Raw genomic sequence first — 18,490 nt, 5'->3', positions numbered from 1 at the left:
CCTTAGAATTCTATTTTTGAATCAGCAAATGAAGGTTGAACTTTATCCTTTTCGCTTAGAATGATTTCGCCAACATCAGGCCAATCAATACCAATCTCCGGATCATTCCACATAATACCACCTTCATCTTCAGGGTGATACAAATCGTCACACTTATATGAAAATTCAGCATAGTCACTAATTACTACAAAACCATGAGCAAATCCTCGTGGAATCATAAACTGACGCTTATTTCCCTCTGAAAGAACTACTCCAACCCACTGTCCATATGTAGGACTATTCTTTCTAAGATCAACAGCAACGTCAAAAACTTCACCTTTAAGTACACGAACAAGTTTTGCCTGCGGATGTGTCTTTTGAAAATGTAATCCTCTAAGAACCCCTCTTAGTGAACTTGACTGATTATCTTGAACGAAGTTGTAATCAAGACCTGCTTCTTTGAAATCTGATTCTTTATAAGTTTCCATGAAATAACCACGATTATCGCCATATGTCTTAACATCAATTATGTAAACATCTTTTATTTTTGTTTCATTAAAAGTAAAGTTTCCCATTTTTAACTCCTTAATATCTAATCTTACCTTCTGCAACTTTTTTCAAATGCTGTCCATAAGGCGATTTACCATACTTTTCAGCTGACTTCATAAGTCCTTCCTTATTAATCCAACCATTAATAAATGCTATTTCTTCTGGAGCAGAAATCTCAATGCCCTGACGATTTTGAATCATTTGAACAAAGTTGGTAGCTTCCGCAAGGCTGTCCATAGTACCTGTATCAAGCCACGCGAAACCACGGCCAAGAAGCTGAACATCAAGTAGTTTTTCTTTAAGATACATTTCATTTAGAGTTGTAATCTCCAACTCACCACGTGCTGATGGCTTGACCTGATTTGCTTTTACAGATACTCCTGACGGATAGAAATACAGACCTGTTACCGCATAATTGCTCTTTGGATGTACAGGCTTTTCTTCTATTGAGATAACCTGTCCTTTATCATTAAACTCTACTACCCCAAAGCGTTCAGGATCTGGTACATAGTATCCAAAAACAGTTGCTCTTTTATTATCTTCTGCATCTCTTACTGCTTCACGAAGAATTGAGCCAAAGCCATTTCCATAGAAAATATTATCGCCAAGGACCATTGCACAGGCATCATTATCGATAAACTCGTCGCCTAAGATAAAGGCTTGTGCAAGTCCATCAGGACTTGGCTGAACTTTATATGATAGATTGATACCATACTCTGATCCATCTCCAAGCAATCTTTCAAAATTAAGAAGATCTTTTGGGGTGGAAATTATAAGAATGTCTTTTATTCCCGCCAACATAAGTGTTGACAACGGATAATAAACCATCGGCTTATCGTATACGGGAAGCAACTGCTTCGATGTTACCATTGTCAATGGATAAAGCCTTGTACCGGAACCTCCGGCAAGGATAATACCTTTCATAAAATCACATCCTCTTCATTATTCTCATAAATTCTTGTAATAACATATCGCAAAATGTACCTTTAAACGAATTAAAAATGCAATAGCAATAAAAAACAAGATAACAATACTCCATATAAATGGTTTGCAAGAAATAAATATAAAGATAGCAATCAGTGAACCTATTACATTTTTAATTATTTACTTATAATCAGCCTATTATTTCCATTCTTTATTAAGTGGCTAAGCTAATCCCTTTCATGTTTTAGCCTTCTCCATTACTTCTTCTGCGTACTACACTTTGAAAATCAGCTGCCCTGCTTTTACAAAACACATTTTCCATATTTTTCGGCATAACGCCGTACTAAAAAGTAAAATGGAAAACAATGTCCCGATAATCATAATAACAATAGCGACCACTTCCTCACAATGTGACGAGACAGCGAGTAAAACAGTATACACAAACAAATGTAGTGCATATAATGGCATTGTATCAACACCAACGCGCTCAATCAAGCTATTTTTCTCTGGCAGTGCATTTAGCACTAGCCCCCCCATAATCACTGCTACTACAAACGCAAAGGAATACATTAATACTTCCAGATAAAAAGTTTTCAGCGAAATAGATACTCTTGAATGCACAAAAATATTTAGGAACAAACTATATTTTTTCAAATATAAATTACCACTAATCATCAAGATAGCTCCCACTAGCAACAGTATCCTTGCAAGCCACTTCGGTAGCAGTGTACGAACTTTTTTCAAATATACATCATCTGTATAATAGCCAATCAGAAAATAAATTAAAAATGCAACTGTTCTTTGTATTGCCATTGTATTATCAAACCCTAAAAACACACCGCTGATGATATTCAAAACAAGTGCTATCCATACGATTCCTCGCACTTTTACTAGATTGGGGAGCAACATTCTCCACAGGAACAGTGCCAGCAAATACCATAAGCCAAAGTGAGGATAAAACAAATTAGTAAATGCAGAGGAATCTCTGTGCAAGATCAACTCGAGACAGCCGAACATAAACTGAATAAGCAAATATGAAATCAACAACTCTGCAAACGCTTTATTCCTTCGTTTAAGCAGATTTTTTGAAAAATAGCCTGAAACAAATACAAACAGTGGCATATGAAAACTATATATAAACAGAACAATTCCTTCACTCACACGTATAAGCGTTTCAAATTCAGGCGCATGCAATTCAGCTGGATACTGCGTAATGATTTGCAAAAAATGCCCAATCACAACCAAAATAATAAGAACTCCCTTTAACACGTTGAAATATGCTCTATCGGTCTGCTGTGCCACTTGATACACTGATTAATTCCTCCTTTTGCTCACATTATGCTTTCACGATATAGCAGCCTACGCGATTTGAACTGTCCGTCACATGACCAAGATTCTCAGGATAATAACTTACAATTTTTAGTATTTTTTCAGGTTGCTCATTCTTCATCTTTTCAAACTCATCTACATCCTCTTGTGTAAACATGAATACACTCTTGACTTTACATGGCTTGCAAACATTTTCAAATACTGGTTCATTGCCACACGCAACATCAATAACCATGCGCACAAAATCGTATCCAGTTGAATAACGTACCAAATCACTACCGATACAGTCACCGCCCATTCTTCCACCAATCTCGATTAATTTAATAATTTTGTTATTGTCAATTTTCAGCTCAGAATGTGAAGCACCGTTTTCAATTCCAAGTGTATCCAAAGCATGTGTAACAACCTGTTTGATACACTCAACCATTTCCTCTTCAACAGGTGCAGGTTCCAAATGTCCAGTCTCAATAAAATGCGGCTCACCGGTAGTGTATTTTTGTGTCAGCTGTAAAAAATGGTGTCGACCATGATAAGAAATAAACTCGACACTATACTCCTGCCCCTCAGCAAATTCTTCAACAAGTGCTTTTTTTTCAAAGCTTTCTTCAATAGCATGTGAAACAGCATTGGAAAGTCCCTCAGCAGTGTGAAGTTTACATATACCACGACTACCACTGCGATCTGTCGGCTTAACAATAATTGGATAATCAAGTTGCAGTGAACTTAAATTTGTTGTTTCATCAACGAGATAGCTTTTGGGGGACGGATCACCATTTGCCTCAAATGCAAGACGCATTGCGTGTTTATTTGTGCTTTTATATGTTGCCTCTGGACTGTTTCCGACTAATCCCAATGCGTTAGCTACATAGTTCACAGTTACCATTGCTACATCCGATGCAATACTACAAATACCACAAATACCAATTTCACGACATTTTTCTAGTATCTTTTCCTTTTCAATAATGCTAATTGGATAAAAATAATCTGCCGCCTTTTCACCGACATCATTCGCCGCCCACGCAAACACGTGTGTCGTAAACCCCATTTCTTTAGCTTTTTCGATTAGAGGTAGCTGTAAATAGCTAGCACCAATAATTGCAAGATTACTCATGTAATAGTCACCACACCTTATATTAAATCTACACTTTTCTTCTCACCTGACATCTCACATCGTGGTGAGTACACAACATGATAAGCAGGAACATCCTTATACGCATAGGCCGCAGCTCCAACCAAAGCATAATTTGATAATGTCACATGATCTCTAATAACGGCACGAACACCCAGGAAACAATGATTATTAATTTTAACACATCCTGCTGTTACAGCCCCTATTGACATTGTGTTATAATCTCCCATAAAAGTGTCATGTCCTAATACACTACCACCATAAAACATATTTCCTGAACCTATCTCACAACCTGCTTCTATAATCACATTTTCCAAAATTACATTTCCTTCTCCCATCCTTACAGAGGGATGAATAACGGCTGTCGGATGAATATAATTTAGAAATGCAAAACCATTTTTCTTACATCTATGATACAGCTTCTCACGAAAATCCGCCATATGGCTATAACCAATGCCTAAAAGAAGAAGCACGTCCTTTCTCTCATTTTCACCAAATCCTTCAAAAGTTTTTACTGGAAGGCCTTTGAACTGTTCATCTTGAATATATTCTTCATCGGCAATAAAACCACAAATTTGATGGTCCTTCATCAATAATACATCTGAACTTAGATACTCCCAAAGTACTCCTGCATGAATACCATTTCCGACAATCCAAAGATACATCATAATCACCTCTCGTTTCATGTTAACCACGCAGTTGTACAAAGTACTTAACTCCAAATGATGCCTTTTGCCTCACCATTATTGTTCCTAACCACAATTTGAAATGTCTCCTGTACTGTTCGAATATTTGCTTCCAATTCATTTCGATCTGCACCTGACACAAGAATAGGTCCCTTCCTTGCTCCCTTATAAGTCATTCGCTCTGTTCTCTTACCAACAACCAAATCATCAATATAAGCTTTGCGAACAAATGGTAATGCTTTGACATCATCCGCTCCTTTTACTTCTTCTATTACTCCATCTGGAAGATAAAAGCACACATAGCCTGAAGCACGCTCTTGCCGCTTTGCAAATACCGCATCAATATCGACATTTTCTCCTAACGCCTTGCACAACAGGACATTGTTAATGTCAATACCGGTCGCCATCGGAATGAGATCTGATGAGATATAAACACCACCACCACGCAATGCACTCTCCACAATACGTATTTCCCCAGTCTGCTCATTGAACAGATATTCCGAATGCACGATTGCAAATGCTGGCTTTGTATACGCCGTAAGTTTCTTCTCACAGCTTATGATTCGCTCCAACAACTCAGTTTGGACCACTGATGGGAAAAGCGTTTGACTCGGAATCAGAAGATCTGGCAAATCAAAATACTTTCTGTCTGCAAAAGAAAGTAAATAGTAATTTCCATCGTTAATAAAGCCCTCGCAAACTAACTCTCTTCCAAAAAAGTACTCCTCGACAATCGCACAATGCGTTGGTGATTTGCTCAACGCAAATTCCAGTGCTGGCTTCAGTTCATCAAGGCTGTCAATGCGCTGTACTCCAATGCTGGACTGCGAATCTGCTGGCTTAACTATCCATGGCAGTGGGCATTTTAATGTAGCCAAGTCAAAATCCACAGAATTTACAGCGATATGCTTGGGTGAAGGCACGCCCACCTGATCACAAGCATTTCGAAAAAAATTCTTATTACAATAGGTCTCAACTGTGTCAAAGCGATTACCAGGAATCCCAAGCTTTTCAGCCACATACGCAACGGTTGGATTCATAAGGTCATTCTGATCGGAAATAACAGCAGTAATACAACGCTTATTGGCTTCCTTCACAATGCCATCGCGATCATAGATATCCAAATAGATTACATCATCCGCCATCGAAATACAAGGATACTTGCCAGGAATGGTCGCTACCGTGACATGAATTCCTCTTGCTTTTGCCTTTTCTAATAATGGAACCTGTCCGATGCTCGCACCAATAATGAGAAGCTTTTCTTTCTGTTTCATCGTCTATTCTACCTCCTCTGTTTATATAAAGCTTAATGTCAATTCAATACTTATTTAGTCTTGTTTTCGCTTTATCAAAGTATTAATTGGTGTTTCAACAAAACGATAAAGCAAATACGCAAGAATCCATATTACCAACAAAAATAAAAACATCGTCATGAAGCAACGCTCAACCTCAATACCCGAAATGCGGCTAATCATCTGTTCAGTAGCCATTAGTGGATAATGCCAAATATACACTTCAAATGAAACTTTTCCACAAACAGTTATTGTACTCTTGTATTTCTCTATAATATCAAATTGGGAGAATATACAAAGAATTATTAAAGCAGGAAAAGAGACAAAAGTTAATATACGTCTTTGCTGAGATGAAATAATTAGACTACTCATAGCAGAAAATGCTAAGAGAATAAGCAAAACTAATGATGTATATCTCGATTTTTTAATCAACTTCTGCTTCTCAAGCCCACAAATAATTAAACCAATAGAAAAAGACTCTAACGCACGATAAGTACTATCTGGAAGAATAGAAATGTATTTTAAAGCTATCACGCATCCCACAACAACACAGTCTAACCATATTCGGGGAATATGAAGACGGTTACTTATTTCTCTAATTAAATAATAAACCATAAAGCACTGAATCAACACACACAGATACCATGTTGGATTATTAATACCAATCATCGAAAAGTATGGATAGCCTGAAAACAATAGTAGAAAATTAGCTATCAGTGCTTTCCAATTCCATAGGGCAAAAATATCATCCGCCAAAACACTTTTTACAATTAAAGTAAAAAAGCATGCTATAGTTGTTATTGGAAAAAAACGTAATAACTTATATTTTATGCTATGAAACGCTCCGCCGAGTTTATCAGAGTAAAGCGTTAAATAGCCAGAGATAATGAAAAATAATTCAACAAAATATCCAAAATTAAAAACACCGCCATAAAAGTTGATTCCATCAAACTGCAAATTAAATACTTGTTGGTAATGATGCAACACAATAAAAGATGATGCAATTATTTTGAGAACATCAAAACCAATCAGATTTCTTTTTGCCCCAGAACTTATATTTTCTTTATTATCCATACGTTTATGCAAAATAATTCAATACACACTCAATAACTGTATTTCTATCTTCATCTGTCATTCCATAATACATCGGTAAGCGCACTAATCGTTCACTCTCTTTGGTTGTAAACACATCATCTCCAAAAAACATGCCATATTTTAATCCAGCTGGTGCTGAGTGAAGCGGAATATAGTGGAATACACACCATACTCCTTTTTCATGCAAATATTTTATAAAAGAAGTACGCTGTTCAAGATCACCCAACTTTACATAAAACATATGAGCATTATGTACACATTCTTTTGGAATGAATGGTATCTCTATCTTACCTTCATCAGCAAGCGGCTTAAATGCTTCATAATATTTCTGCCATGATAATAGTCTATTATTGTTAATCTCATCCGCTTTTTGCAACTGTGCCCAAAGATAAGCAGCATTCAATTCGCTTGGTAGATAACTATCACCAAAATCAACCCATGTATACTTATCAACCTGACCTCGGAAGAATTTTGCTCGATTAGTACCCTTTTCACGCAAAATTTCCGCCTTTTCATTATAAGCTTGTTTGTTGATTAATATTGCACCACCTTCGCCCATGGAATAATTCTTAGTTTCATGAAAAGAGAAACAACCGAAGTCACCAATTGTTCCGAGAGCCTTTCCTTTATATGTACTCATAACAGCCTGGGCAGCATCCTCAACAACCATAAGATTATAACGATTCGCAATATCCATAATTGTATCCATCTCACAAGCTACACCAGCATAATGCATTGCAATGATAACCTTAGTCTTGTCAGTGATTGCCTGCTCAATCTTCTTTTCATCAATATTCATTGTATCAGGACGAATATCAACAAAAACAAGTTTAGCTCCTGCAAGAACAGCTGCATTCGCCGTACTTGAAAAAGTATAACTTGGCAGAATCACTTCATCCCCTGGCTTAAGATCACACAATAAAAGTGCCATATCCAAAGCTGTAGAACCACTAGTAGTCAAAAGCACTTTCTGAGCATGAAATCGTTTTTCCATCCATTCATTGCATTTTTTTGTAAAAGGCCCATCACCACAAATCTTATGGGCTTCTACTGCTTGATTAACATAATCCAATTCATCACCAATATATGGCGGTACATTAAAATTAATCATATTTTTCTCCATTCTATCAATGCCTATTTGTTTTCAGTTTTACAATATCTAATATTTCTTTTACAAAGTCACTTTTACAAAGTTGTAAAATGATTGCATAAGATCCCATACTTGAAATAATACTTAGTATTATTCTAAGCCATAAATTCGATATTAATCTACATAAAAGGCAACACATGCAAATACCTACACATCCTAGTATCGGTCCTAAAAAAATATTCCGTTTTCTTTCGATAGAAAGGCGCTTATCAACTTTCCATGCTAACAAAACAAGAATAACAAATCCATTAAATGCAGTCGCAATTGCAGCTCCTACAGCTGCAAAATATGGAATTAATATGGCATTAATTACTATATTAATAACCGCTGTAATACAGCATACTATCATATAATATTTTTCATTTTTAGTAGGAATAAGAATTGCATTTCCCAAAAAGCTTCCACCAACTAACGAAAACATAAATGCAAGAATCAAGACTTGCATTACAGGAGCTGCCGCTGCAAATTCATCTCCTCCAACGAGCCAAACGATATCTTTTGCAAGCATGACTACCCCAGTCACACACGGTAACCCTAAACCAATATTGAGTAATAATAGTTTCCTTAACAATTTATTTGCACTATCCCAGTCATCTTTTGCAAAATAATATGAAAGTCTAGGTATAACTACTAAAATCACAGACTGAACAATCGTTGATATTAAGTGTGTAATCTTATGTGCTGTACTATATAAGCCAACCTGATAATCGTCTTTCATTAAGCCCAGCATCGTCATGTCAGCATTATTAAAAATAGTTTGAGATAGAGTCATTACAAACAATAACGAAATAGGTATCATATGTCGTTTCCAATCTATTTGTAACGTAAATCTAACATCACAATACCTCTTGCGATACCACATATTAGCAACATTTGCTCCACTACTTGAAACAACATTAATAATTGCATATTTTATGTAATCTTCTGGCTTATGAATAAATGTAAACATTGCAATTAACGATATCAACTGAAAACCTATAGTTCTAAGTGTAATATACTTAAAATCCTCCATTGCAGAGTTAAGCCAATCAGTTCCAAGTGTTGTGAATATAATTGTTGTACTTTGAATTATAATCAGCACCCTATAGTTATCCAGTTTTCTTGCAATTATTAATGTCAAGAATAATGATAGATATGCAATTACTGTCATACAAAGATTAATCGAAAAAATCTGACTTGAAATATTATTAAGTTTCGAATTATCATTTTTAACAGAAGCACACTCTCTAATTGCATAAGTCTGCACTCCCAAAGATGCGATAAGTGCAAAGTAACTTATAAAAGACATAGCAAAATTTACTTTTCCCACGTTATCTGGGAGTAGAGTACGCGATATATATGGAAAAGTGATAAGTGGGAATAAGATAGACGAACATGTTTTAATTATATTTAGAATTGAGTTTTTCTTTAAACTTTGACTCATTTAACCATTCCTCCGCTGCGAAAATAATATTTTCAGCTAGATACTTCCACTTATCAGGCGAATCGACTGCTTTATTAACTAAGTCTAGTGTTTCCTGTTTTTTATTAATATATAAATCATTATTATCGTGTAACTGTTGAATATACATCATTAAATCATGATAATCACCTATATTCGAATAATCTCGCCCCAACCAACGCATTGGATCACAAAGGAAATTAGTCATAGCTATTGGCAAACCTGCTAATGCTGCAATAGCAGTTGCTCCACTTCCCCCTGTATTATCAGTTCGCAACAATACATTACATAATGAACATAAAGACATAAGATTATTTTCAAAACTACGTTCAATCACTTTGTTATCAATAAATAATTCTGGATATTTTTTATGCATATAAGCCGGTGCTTTATCACCAACAATCAACCAAATCATATCTAAATTATTTTTTAATAAACAAGCAATCTCATCAACAAAACTTTCATTGCAACAATTATAGCATTTAGCAATTGTAATAATTATAAAAGCGTTTTCTGATATTTCAAGATCCAAACGAGTATATTTATTGTTTTCTGTTATAGGCACAGACTCTGGAAAGCTCCATTGTATCAGCTTCTCATTTGAATAGAAATGATACTTAGAATTTAGTTCTAATAGCTTCCACTTTGTTCCTTGAAAGATATTAAAAAATGAACTTGATGCCCCAACCCTTAACGGCATATATACTGTTGGAAAATCTTGTGAATAATAATAAGATATCGGTGAAAATTCATCACTTATGTCAATAATCACAAATGGATTTATTTTGTATATCTCTTCTAATGCAAATTTATAACGTTCTTTATAATCTTTCTTTGGCGAGTAAATGACCCTAATATCAGAACCAAACAGACTATCAATCACACTCTTATTATCAATTGCTGGATAATCGCGCCATTTCGAGATAGTATTAATTCTTTTCTTTTCCCTTTTAGTAACAACAAAGCTATCCAAAGTTATTACAGTTATATTATCAAAATATTGTTTTAAATTATTAGAAACCATTAATGCTATTCGTTGCATTGAATTACGAACATCTGTCGATAATAAATATGTTACAATGCAAAGTGTTTTTTTGTTAGAATCATGTTTAAAAGGAACATTTATCTTTAATTCATTGGCAATCTTTTTCAATAGTTTTCTTCTATCAGTATAGTATTCTGGATAAAAACCTCTTTGATAACTAAAAGTAGTATTACTAATATCTAAAGTCAACCAGTATCTATAGTCTTGATTGTCTAGTTCCATTCCATAATTTATTATTCTTCTACAAATCTCATCATCTATCACTCCATTTATAGAAAAAAACTGTGTCAAAAAATATCTATAATCTTCAGATATATTGCTATTAAATTTTTCAAGCCACATATTTTTAATAGTTTTAAAACTATCAGAATCTTTAATTATATTTTTAATTCGATTAGATAATTCATAACAAAAAAACTGTAATGAAAGATTTGGGATAATTTTAATCCAAAAATTATATCCCTTATAAAGCGATTCTATCCAACACGTTTCTTTTAAAATCATTTTATCAGATACATTAACAGACATTTTTTGAGGTAATGCTACTATTTTTTTCGCCACATCTTTAGAGATTTTTTTTGCTTTTAAAATGGCATTCATTTTATCCTCCAATGAGTACATTTTTGAAAGTTAAGCTCACTAAACATATATCTATTTTGCTGAACTTAGTATATCTGTATTTAATCATTAATCAAGGAAAGAATTCTTACTTCAAGCAGCGATATTTTTGAGATAATATGTGCCATTATCAGTTGAAAAGAATTTGCATTGAAATGATTTTTTATCACATATAGTTTACTTTTCAAAAGAATTTTATGCTTTTTAATTGAAGATTGAATGGTTTTATTGATAGAAACAGAATGATTATGTATATATGTTTCTTGCGGCAATAAAGCCATTTTATATTGAGATTTTGCAATTTTCAAACCTAATACAGTTTCCTCGCAGTACAAAAAAATCTTTTCATCATACATACCATATTTAAGCATTTTTTTCGCATCCATCAAGAATAATGACCCAGCTACAGCTCCAACATCCAAAAATTCTGAATTGCATTTTTCAAGATTCTCATATCTTGTCTTATTAAAATACTTTGAATATACTATTCCCATTGAAAAAATGTATTGCCAACACGTGGGAATTTTGTATGCTGTATTATTTGTTTTCTTTCCGTTTTTATCTAACATATAAGGTGCAGCAATAATATACTCTTGATTCTTTTTTAAAAAACTCTCGAGTTTAATTAAGGTATGCTCCTCTATGATTACATCTGGATTAGAAAGAAGTATAAATTCTGAATCATATTTTTTAATTAGATATCGAACTCCATAATTATTTCCATATCCATAGCCACCATTACGTGGGGTTCTTATCAATTCAACTTTAGAAGAAACAACATCTTTTAATTGTAAAAATGAATCATCTGTAGAATTATTATCTACTATTAATATAGTTCTAACGCTTTCATAACTACAAGTTTTTTTAACAAATTCGAGAGTGGTATTATAATCGTTGTAATTAAGCACCAAAATATCTATCATGTTTTCCCCCCTATAAAATTTTATTCATAACATTCTACGTTATTTTTATGTCTGTTATAGTGAGAATTAATAATGACAAGCATAAGCCATACACAAATTGGGCTACTATAAATACTTGATCCCAATGACATGACTATCAGTGCTAATATCATCATTCTTCCTACTCTATTACTTCTAATATATATTGTTATAACTGCAGTCGCAATTATAATCATTCCTATAATCCCTGCTGAAACCAGTATATATGCAAAAGTATTCATATACTCGTTATTAGCCATAAAAACATCTTTGCTTATAATTGATCTATCATATGCATATGAATATGTACCAAATCCAATACCAAATAATTTATAAATAAAAGGCATAGATGAAAAAATATTAATTCCTTTTGTCATTCGTACTTCGGAAGATGCTGTCAAAGATCCTCCAGTAAAAAGATTAGTAAACCTTTGACTAACAGCTAATAAATTATTCATATTTCCTCTTAGAAATAATACTACGAATGCTATGATTGTAGCAATTATTATAATAAATGTTTTTATTATATTGTATTTACCTTCTTTAACCAACCAATTAATCCAGATAAATAAAATATATATTATTGCACTAGTAGACATAGTTAATACAGCTCCAACAGTAACTAATACTGCTTTAGAGATTTTTGTTTTATCTATTTTACCATCATCAAAAAGAATAAGTATTAAACAAACTAAGAAGCATTGTGCACAATGTGAAGGTTCACATAAAAAGCCATTCGGTCTAATATAACCAGCTATATTTGCATATGATAAATACGAATCATAAAGTCCTTGACCAGTATATCCACCGTCATTAATCATTATGTTTAATGGGAAACCAGGTATAAAATACCCTAAAAGATAGTAAACCAATGTTTGTACAATAATAAATACAGCTAATAATAAACAGAACCATACACACCATTTTTTGAAAATAGTAATGTCAAAAAGATTTGCTCCAAGAAATATAATTATGAAGTAATAAAAAAAATCTCTAGCCATACGAATTGCAACTTTTGGTATGCTTGCATCGAACATCGAAATCATTACCAATGTCGTAATAAACCCATAAATCATAAAAAACAATATTCCATTATTCTTAGAAAAAAGCTTTATCTTATTATTTAGCATTATAATTAAATAAAAACTAATCACAATAAGAAACACTTCGCCACAGCCTAAAGCTGGAAACGGCACAAATGTATATACATTAGCCCAAATCATTAGTACAATAGAAAATGAAAAAACTGCTTTATATTTTTGTGGTATTTCGTTTCTTTTCTCTATTTCTCTATTCATTCTACCTATATCTCTCCATTCAGGCTTCAAATATTATAACAAAAGATAAATATCACTTATATGTAGTCCTTGTATGCTCCCAATAATTGTTTTTTCATAAGCGACCATTTATATTTCTTGTCATAAACATTTCTTGCTATTATTCGAATTTTTTTTCTTTCATTTTCATCGTTCAAAAGATTTCGTAAAGCATCATAAAAATTTTCAGCAGAATAATCTATCGATATACCTATTCTATTTTTTTCAACTATTTTATCAATTCCTGTTCCTTTACATGCAATTACTGGTTTTCCCAATGCCAATGCTTCATAGAATTTATTTGGTGCACATAGTTGATGATTTCTTATAGTAGGTTCATAAATAGCTGAAATAACCTTTGCTTGTTGCTCTATATCTAAGACTTCAGAGTATGGAATAGATCCTAAAAAAGTAAAATTATCATATCGGGTATCAAGCTTTTGCGCATACTCTGCAAATTCACCATACCCTGCAAAAACGAATTTAAGATCACTATTTTTAGGGTAAAAATCCAAAATCTCTTTAATTAGTCTTCCACCAAATAAGCTCCCACAATAAACATAATCGTATATTTCAACACAAGGCTCTATTTCTTCTACTTCTGGCGAATTATGAATAACCAAAACTTTTTTAGGAGATGATTTTTTTATTTGCTCTCTTCTTTCTTCTGTACAAATAATAGTAGCCTCTGAATCATTTATGGTTCTTATTTCGTCTTTTTCTATAATGTCTCTCATAAATGCTGGAACTGGATGTGCATCTATATAATAATCGAAAATATCATACACATATTTTATGTGTTTTTTTAACGCAAATTTTCTTACGACTGCCCCTGTATCATAATCACAAGAATGTATAATGTCTATATTTTTGATAGCGTATAACTGTTTTTTTAGCCATTTATTCCAATTAATTCTTGAAAGAATTTTGTTGATTTTATTTTTTCCTTCATTACCTGAATAAAACCGAAACTTTATGCTATTATTGTACTCTTTAAATAACTCTTTACATTTTTCAACAGCAAGTTTATTCCTATCCCATCCTAGAACAATTACTTTATACCCAGCTTCCAAAAAAGCTGATATCTCCTTACTTGCTCTAGAGTCATCATAAATAGTGGAACTTCTTGTGTATACAATTTTCATTTTTTAGCCACCAACTTAACATATCTTTTCTTCTTGTATAAACCAAATATCATATTTCGACAAGTATTAAACATTGATTTCATTACTCCCTGACATTCAGCTTCATGAAATAATTTGTAATGCCAACCTACCATAGTTTTCACACTGTGACTACTAACACTGCCTTTTCTACCTTTTCGATATTTGGCTAAACACTTATTTAGCAAATAACAATCTGCTTTCTGACACACTTTCAACCACATGGCATAATCATTATTCTTTTTGATATCTAATATCTGAATTAAACCAACATATTCTCTATCGTACATTACTGTCAAACATCCAGGCCAGCAATAATTAAACATATCCGTTTTAGTTATTCGCTTTGGCCCTGTGACGAGTACGCCTGTTTCCACACCATCCTCATCAATTTCACAATAGTTTGTATATGAAAAATGATAATCGTGTTTCTTCATAAACTTCAGCTGCCACATCAATTTATGTGGCAACCATAAATCATCAGAATCCAGAAAAGCAATCCATTTTCCTTTTGCTTCTCTAAGTGCTTTATTGCGACTAACTGCAGCACCTGAGTTGTGATCATTCTTCAAATACTTTATTCTATCATCATATTTGAACTTATTAACGACTTCATTAGTATCATCAGTTGAACAGTCATCAACAATAATTAACTCCCAATTTTTATATGTTTGAGCAAGCACTGATTCAATCGTATCAGCTATATACTTTCCTGTATTATACGAGGGCATGATAATTGATACCATCCCATTATTTAAATCATTTGGCATTTAATACCTCTTCACCCCATCACATATTCTTTAGCTTCTTGTTGTTTCTGAGCATATTCGCTCTCACTTACTCTGCCTTCACTAAGCAGATAATCGCCATAATCAGCCGCAGTAGCCATGTTATCCATTGTTATTCCTTCTTTTTTGAACACTTTTTCCACAGTTTTATATATTATCTTTACATCGCCAATAAATGTAATGCCATTCTCTATGTAGTCGATATCATACTGCAGCTTATCGTCCCAAGCCAAGCCATTTCTGCCATTGCACTGAGCAAGGCCAGTGAGTCCCTGTCGGACCATATGCCTTTTTCTCTGTTCATCTGTCATAAAAACCATGTCTCTAACGAGCTGTGGTCTAGGTCCAACTACAGCCATGTCACCTTTAATAATATTAAAGAGTTCTCCAAGCTCATCAAGACTGGATGCTCTAAGCTTTTTGCCATAGAGTTTCAGACGTTTTTCATCAGGGAGCAAGTTTCCGTTTTCATCCTTCTCATTAGTCATTGATCTGAATTTGATGAGTTTGAAGATCCTCTCTTTTCCTGTTATTGGATCAATTCTTCCTGGTCTATCCTGTGTGAAGAAAGGATTACCCTTCATATTGATAGCACCTGCAATGATAAGGTAAAGGAGCACAGGAGAAAGAACTATGGCTGCACCACAAGATAGGAAACAGTCAAGTGGACGCTTAATAAAACGCTCATAGATACCTGTAGGCTTTCTAAAGAATCTTGCCCCTTTATATTTGATCTCATCGATTCGCTCACCGATAAAAGCAATAGCAGCAGCAAAAGAAGCCAAAGCTATAATCACTTCTATAACTTTTATTAGAACCTTTAAAACTTTCACTCATCTAACTCCCAACTAACTATTTCTTCATATAACCACAATCTAATACAATACTAGCAATCATTTAAAACATCTATGAATAATCTCAATAATAACATCCTGCTGTTCTTCAGTCATCTTTATGTCACTCGGCAAGCAAAGACCCCGCCTAAAGATATCAGCACCAACATCCGTACATTCTTCTTTTATGTATGCATTACTCTGTCCTCGCCCATTACCACAGCTTGTGATAAAAGCATGACTTCTGTAGATCGGCTGCAAATGCATCGGCTTCCAGACAGGGCGTCCCTCTGTGTTGAACATCGCCAGAGCATCGAGAATCTCCTGTGGACTGCTCTTGCCAGTCTCGCTCTTATACAAATAATCCTGCTCACCACGAACCATAGGAGCCATGGCATTTTCGTCTATTATCATGCAGCTCAGCCAGAAGTTGGGCTCAGAATGTATACAGTCAAACGGGTTCATCTTTACAGGAAGGTCTTTAAGTCCTTCTTTATATCTCTCATATATTGCCTTCTTCTGTGCAATGTGATCATCCAGATAAGGAATCTGACCTCTAACCACGCCGGCGATAATATTACTCATACGGTAATTATAACCAAGCTCTTCATGCTGATACCAAGAAGCAGCTTCACGGCTCTGTGTGGACCATTTACGAATCTTGTCAGCATCTGCCTTTTCCTTACATAACAACATGCCACCAGAACTACCTGTGATGATCTTATTACCATTGAAGCTGATAACACTATAATCACCAAATGTTCCGGTCTGTTTGCCTTTATATGTAGCACCGAGACTTTCGGCTGCATCTTCAACGATCAATGCATCATGTTTATCAGCAATTCTTCTGATAGCATCGATCTTTCCAGGAGTACCATATAAATGAGCAACAACGATAAGTCTTACCTCTGGATAGATCTCAAATGCCTTTTCTAAAGCATCAGGACTCATATTCCATGTATCAGCTTCTGTGTCGATGAATACAGGTTCGCCGCCTTCATAAGTAATAGGATTTACAGTTGCATCAAAAGTCATATCCGAACAAAAAACTTTGTGACCTTCAAGGCTTCCGTGGCTTACCTTTGGGATGCCGTAGAGCTTCTCGCCTGCAAGACGAATAGCAAGGTGCAGTGCGGCAGTTCCGCAGGAAAGACCGATAGCTTGATCAACGCCTATATACTCAGCAATCTGTCTCTCAACTTCATTGATGTTTTCACCAGCTGTAGTGATCCAATTCTTAACAAACGCATCTGTTACCCATTTCTGCTCATCGCCGTGCATAGTAGGAGATGCCAACCAGAGTTTAGTGTCAAAAGGCTCAATCCCTGCAAAGCGAGAATCGGCATTGTACATTGCACCTTTCGATATCTTGATCTTTTCTTTTAATGCACTCACACTACTCATAAATCTCATATCCTTTATTATTTTTTATACATTACTTATGTATATTAAGTCCTTTGTGTTACTTATTGCTGTATTAATCCCCAATACAAACTTTTAGAAGCCATAAAAAATGGTCTCTGAAATACTATGTAATAATACCATATGAGCTATTAAACACTGTGTTTTTCAGCAAACCCATATCAGCTGCCATCAATATAGCAGTTTATATCAACCAGCCAGATGTATTAAGAAAAAACGTCCTATAAAAAGCAAAAGCAGGCACAAAAAGCCTGCATTATTTTACAATCCGGCTTTAAAATAGAACATGCCTGTATAAGCGCAATTACCCCAGTGTTCAAAGCCTTCTACTATATTTTCAGATAAAGTTACTCCATTATGACTTGCTTCTGAAATAAGCATAATACTCATATAAACACCCCTTAAAAAACATCGATAAAACCTGTTTATGAATGCAAGAACCGATTTGCTTCCGTTGGCAGCCCCATACCCACGGATCGGCACTCCATAAATTAGTTCATTGAAAGTTGATTGGCTTATGGTATCTTGATTTACTACAACAGCCACTTTCAATTTTATCTTTGCACAGAAGAATAGGCGCTTTTTGCGCATTATTATCTGACCGAAAGTCAACTGGTTGTAACAAATATATCATGTTTTTTAATATGTAGAATTATATCATATTCTTATACATTATGTCAATATATGGAAGTCAATATTGTTGCTATTAACAAATGAAAGCTTAAATTTTTCCGCGATTTATATATTATTTTTAAGATTTTTTATTATTTGTATTACCAGTTTCAATTAT

General features: G+C 34.2%; 17 protein-coding genes. All 17 read right to left on the bottom strand.

Annotation, left to right across the window (positions count from 1 at the left end; all coding sequences use genetic code 11):
• Nucleotides 1-2 precede the first annotated feature (2 nt).
• Nucleotides 3-554, bottom strand: coding sequence for a dTDP-4-dehydrorhamnose 3,5-epimerase (gene rfbC / locus BLW60_RS09590; protein WP_074716796.1), 552 nt, complete (start codon nt 552-554; stop codon nt 3-5).
• A 10-nt stretch (nt 555-564) separates the two neighbouring features.
• Complete coding sequence (gene rfbA / locus BLW60_RS09585) at nt 565-1,452, bottom strand: glucose-1-phosphate thymidylyltransferase RfbA (protein WP_074716795.1); 888 nt, start codon at nt 1,450-1,452, stop codon at nt 565-567.
• A 273-nt stretch (nt 1,453-1,725) separates the two neighbouring features.
• Nucleotides 1,726-2,754 (bottom strand): acyltransferase family protein, encoded by a 1,029-nt coding sequence (locus BLW60_RS09580; protein ID WP_207645932.1) that lies wholly within the window; start codon nt 2,752-2,754, stop codon nt 1,726-1,728.
• A 34-nt stretch (nt 2,755-2,788) separates the two neighbouring features.
• Nucleotides 2,789-3,892, bottom strand: a complete 1,104-nt coding sequence (locus tag BLW60_RS09575) for an ATP-grasp domain-containing protein (protein ID WP_074716791.1) — start codon at nt 3,890-3,892, stop codon at nt 2,789-2,791.
• Between the two features lie 17 nt (nt 3,893-3,909).
• The gene (locus BLW60_RS09570; RefSeq protein WP_175460917.1) at nt 3,910-4,578 is read right to left on the bottom strand and encodes an acetyltransferase; all 669 of its coding nucleotides are present in this window, start codon (nt 4,576-4,578) and stop codon (nt 3,910-3,912) included.
• A gap of 44 nt (nt 4,579-4,622) precedes the next feature.
• Nucleotides 4,623-5,870, bottom strand: coding sequence for an ATP-grasp domain-containing protein (locus BLW60_RS09565; protein WP_074716787.1), 1,248 nt, complete (start codon nt 5,868-5,870; stop codon nt 4,623-4,625).
• Between the two features lie 54 nt (nt 5,871-5,924).
• Nucleotides 5,925-6,962 (bottom strand): acyltransferase family protein, encoded by a 1,038-nt coding sequence (locus BLW60_RS09560; protein ID WP_074716785.1) that lies wholly within the window; start codon nt 6,960-6,962, stop codon nt 5,925-5,927.
• Between the two features lie 4 nt (nt 6,963-6,966).
• Nucleotides 6,967-8,094, bottom strand: coding sequence for a dTDP-4-amino-4,6-dideoxygalactose transaminase (gene rffA, locus BLW60_RS09555; protein ID WP_074716782.1), 1,128 nt, complete (start codon nt 8,092-8,094; stop codon nt 6,967-6,969).
• Between the two features lie 16 nt (nt 8,095-8,110).
• Nucleotides 8,111-9,556 carry an oligosaccharide flippase family protein gene (locus BLW60_RS09550; protein ID WP_074716780.1) on the bottom strand — a complete coding sequence of 482 codons (1,446 nt, stop codon included), beginning with the start codon at nt 9,554-9,556 and terminating at the stop codon, nt 8,111-8,113.
• The gene (locus tag BLW60_RS09545) at nt 9,513-11,219 is read right to left on the bottom strand and encodes a hypothetical protein (RefSeq protein WP_074716778.1); all 1,707 of its coding nucleotides are present in this window, start codon (nt 11,217-11,219) and stop codon (nt 9,513-9,515) included. The genes BLW60_RS09550 and BLW60_RS09545 overlap by 44 nt, the downstream gene beginning before the upstream one ends.
• A gap of 80 nt (nt 11,220-11,299) precedes the next feature.
• Entirely contained in the window at nt 11,300-12,160 is an 861-nt protein-coding gene (locus BLW60_RS09540; RefSeq protein ID WP_074716775.1) for a glycosyltransferase, read from the bottom strand.
• A gap of 20 nt (nt 12,161-12,180) precedes the next feature.
• A complete protein-coding gene (locus BLW60_RS09535; RefSeq protein WP_074716773.1) occupies nt 12,181-13,476 on the bottom strand; it encodes a hypothetical protein in 1,296 nt (431 codons plus the stop codon).
• Between the two features lie 56 nt (nt 13,477-13,532).
• Nucleotides 13,533-14,639 carry a glycosyltransferase gene (locus tag BLW60_RS09530; protein ID WP_074716771.1) on the bottom strand — a complete coding sequence of 369 codons (1,107 nt, stop codon included), beginning with the start codon at nt 14,637-14,639 and terminating at the stop codon, nt 13,533-13,535.
• Nucleotides 14,636-15,427: a glycosyltransferase family 2 protein gene (locus BLW60_RS09525; RefSeq protein ID WP_074716769.1), complete on the bottom strand. Its 792-nt coding sequence runs from the start codon at nt 15,425-15,427 to the stop codon at nt 14,636-14,638. Before BLW60_RS09525 ends, BLW60_RS09530 begins: the two co-directional genes overlap by 4 nt.
• 11 nt (nt 15,428-15,438) lie before the next feature.
• Nucleotides 15,439-16,278, bottom strand: a complete 840-nt coding sequence (locus BLW60_RS09520; RefSeq protein ID WP_074716767.1) for a sugar transferase — start codon at nt 16,276-16,278, stop codon at nt 15,439-15,441.
• A gap of 60 nt (nt 16,279-16,338) precedes the next feature.
• The gene (locus BLW60_RS09515; RefSeq protein WP_074717053.1) at nt 16,339-17,631 is read right to left on the bottom strand and encodes a DegT/DnrJ/EryC1/StrS family aminotransferase; all 1,293 of its coding nucleotides are present in this window, start codon (nt 17,629-17,631) and stop codon (nt 16,339-16,341) included.
• Between the two features lie 330 nt (nt 17,632-17,961).
• Nucleotides 17,962-18,246 (bottom strand): hypothetical protein, encoded by a 285-nt coding sequence (locus BLW60_RS17010; protein ID WP_207645930.1) that lies wholly within the window; start codon nt 18,244-18,246, stop codon nt 17,962-17,964.
• Nucleotides 18,247-18,490 lie beyond the last annotated feature (244 nt).

Source organism: Ruminococcus flavefaciens, from assembly GCF_900108555.1.
Lineage (GTDB): Bacteria > Bacillota > Clostridia > Oscillospirales > Ruminococcaceae > Ruminococcus > Ruminococcus flavefaciens_P.
The sequence above is the reverse complement of the archived record's forward strand: the minus strand, read 5'-3'. Positions and strand labels throughout refer to the sequence as shown.

Coding starts and splice junctions, on each gene's coding strand:
- rffA (WP_074716782.1), bottom strand. CDS start 8,094: ATGATTAATTTTAATGTACCGCCATATATTGGTGATGAATTGGATTAT.
- rfbC (WP_074716796.1), bottom strand. CDS start 554: ATGGGAAACTTTACTTTTAATGAAACAAAAATAAAAGATGTTTACATA.
- rfbA (WP_074716795.1), bottom strand. CDS start 1,452: ATGAAAGGTATTATCCTTGCCGGAGGTTCCGGTACAAGGCTTTATCCA.
- BLW60_RS09560 (WP_074716785.1), bottom strand. CDS start 6,962: ATGGATAATAAAGAAAATATAAGTTCTGGGGCAAAAAGAAATCTGATT.
- BLW60_RS09550 (WP_074716780.1), bottom strand. CDS start 9,556: ATGAGTCAAAGTTTAAAGAAAAACTCAATTCTAAATATAATTAAAACA.
- BLW60_RS09530 (WP_074716771.1), bottom strand. CDS start 14,639: ATGAAAATTGTATACACAAGAAGTTCCACTATTTATGATGACTCTAGA.
- BLW60_RS09565 (WP_074716787.1), bottom strand. CDS start 5,870: ATGAAACAGAAAGAAAAGCTTCTCATTATTGGTGCGAGCATCGGACAG.
- BLW60_RS09570 (WP_175460917.1), bottom strand. CDS start 4,578: ATGATGTATCTTTGGATTGTCGGAAATGGTATTCATGCAGGAGTACTT.
- BLW60_RS09540 (WP_074716775.1), bottom strand. CDS start 12,160: ATGATAGATATTTTGGTGCTTAATTACAACGATTATAATACCACTCTC.
- BLW60_RS09545 (WP_074716778.1), bottom strand. CDS start 11,219: ATGAATGCCATTTTAAAAGCAAAAAAAATCTCTAAAGATGTGGCGAAA.
- BLW60_RS09575 (WP_074716791.1), bottom strand. CDS start 3,892: ATGAGTAATCTTGCAATTATTGGTGCTAGCTATTTACAGCTACCTCTA.
- BLW60_RS09525 (WP_074716769.1), bottom strand. CDS start 15,427: ATGCCAAATGATTTAAATAATGGGATGGTATCAATTATCATGCCCTCG.
- BLW60_RS09535 (WP_074716773.1), bottom strand. CDS start 13,476: ATGAATAGAGAAATAGAGAAAAGAAACGAAATACCACAAAAATATAAA.
- BLW60_RS09515 (WP_074717053.1), bottom strand. CDS start 17,631: ATGTACAATGCCGATTCTCGCTTTGCAGGGATTGAGCCTTTTGACACT.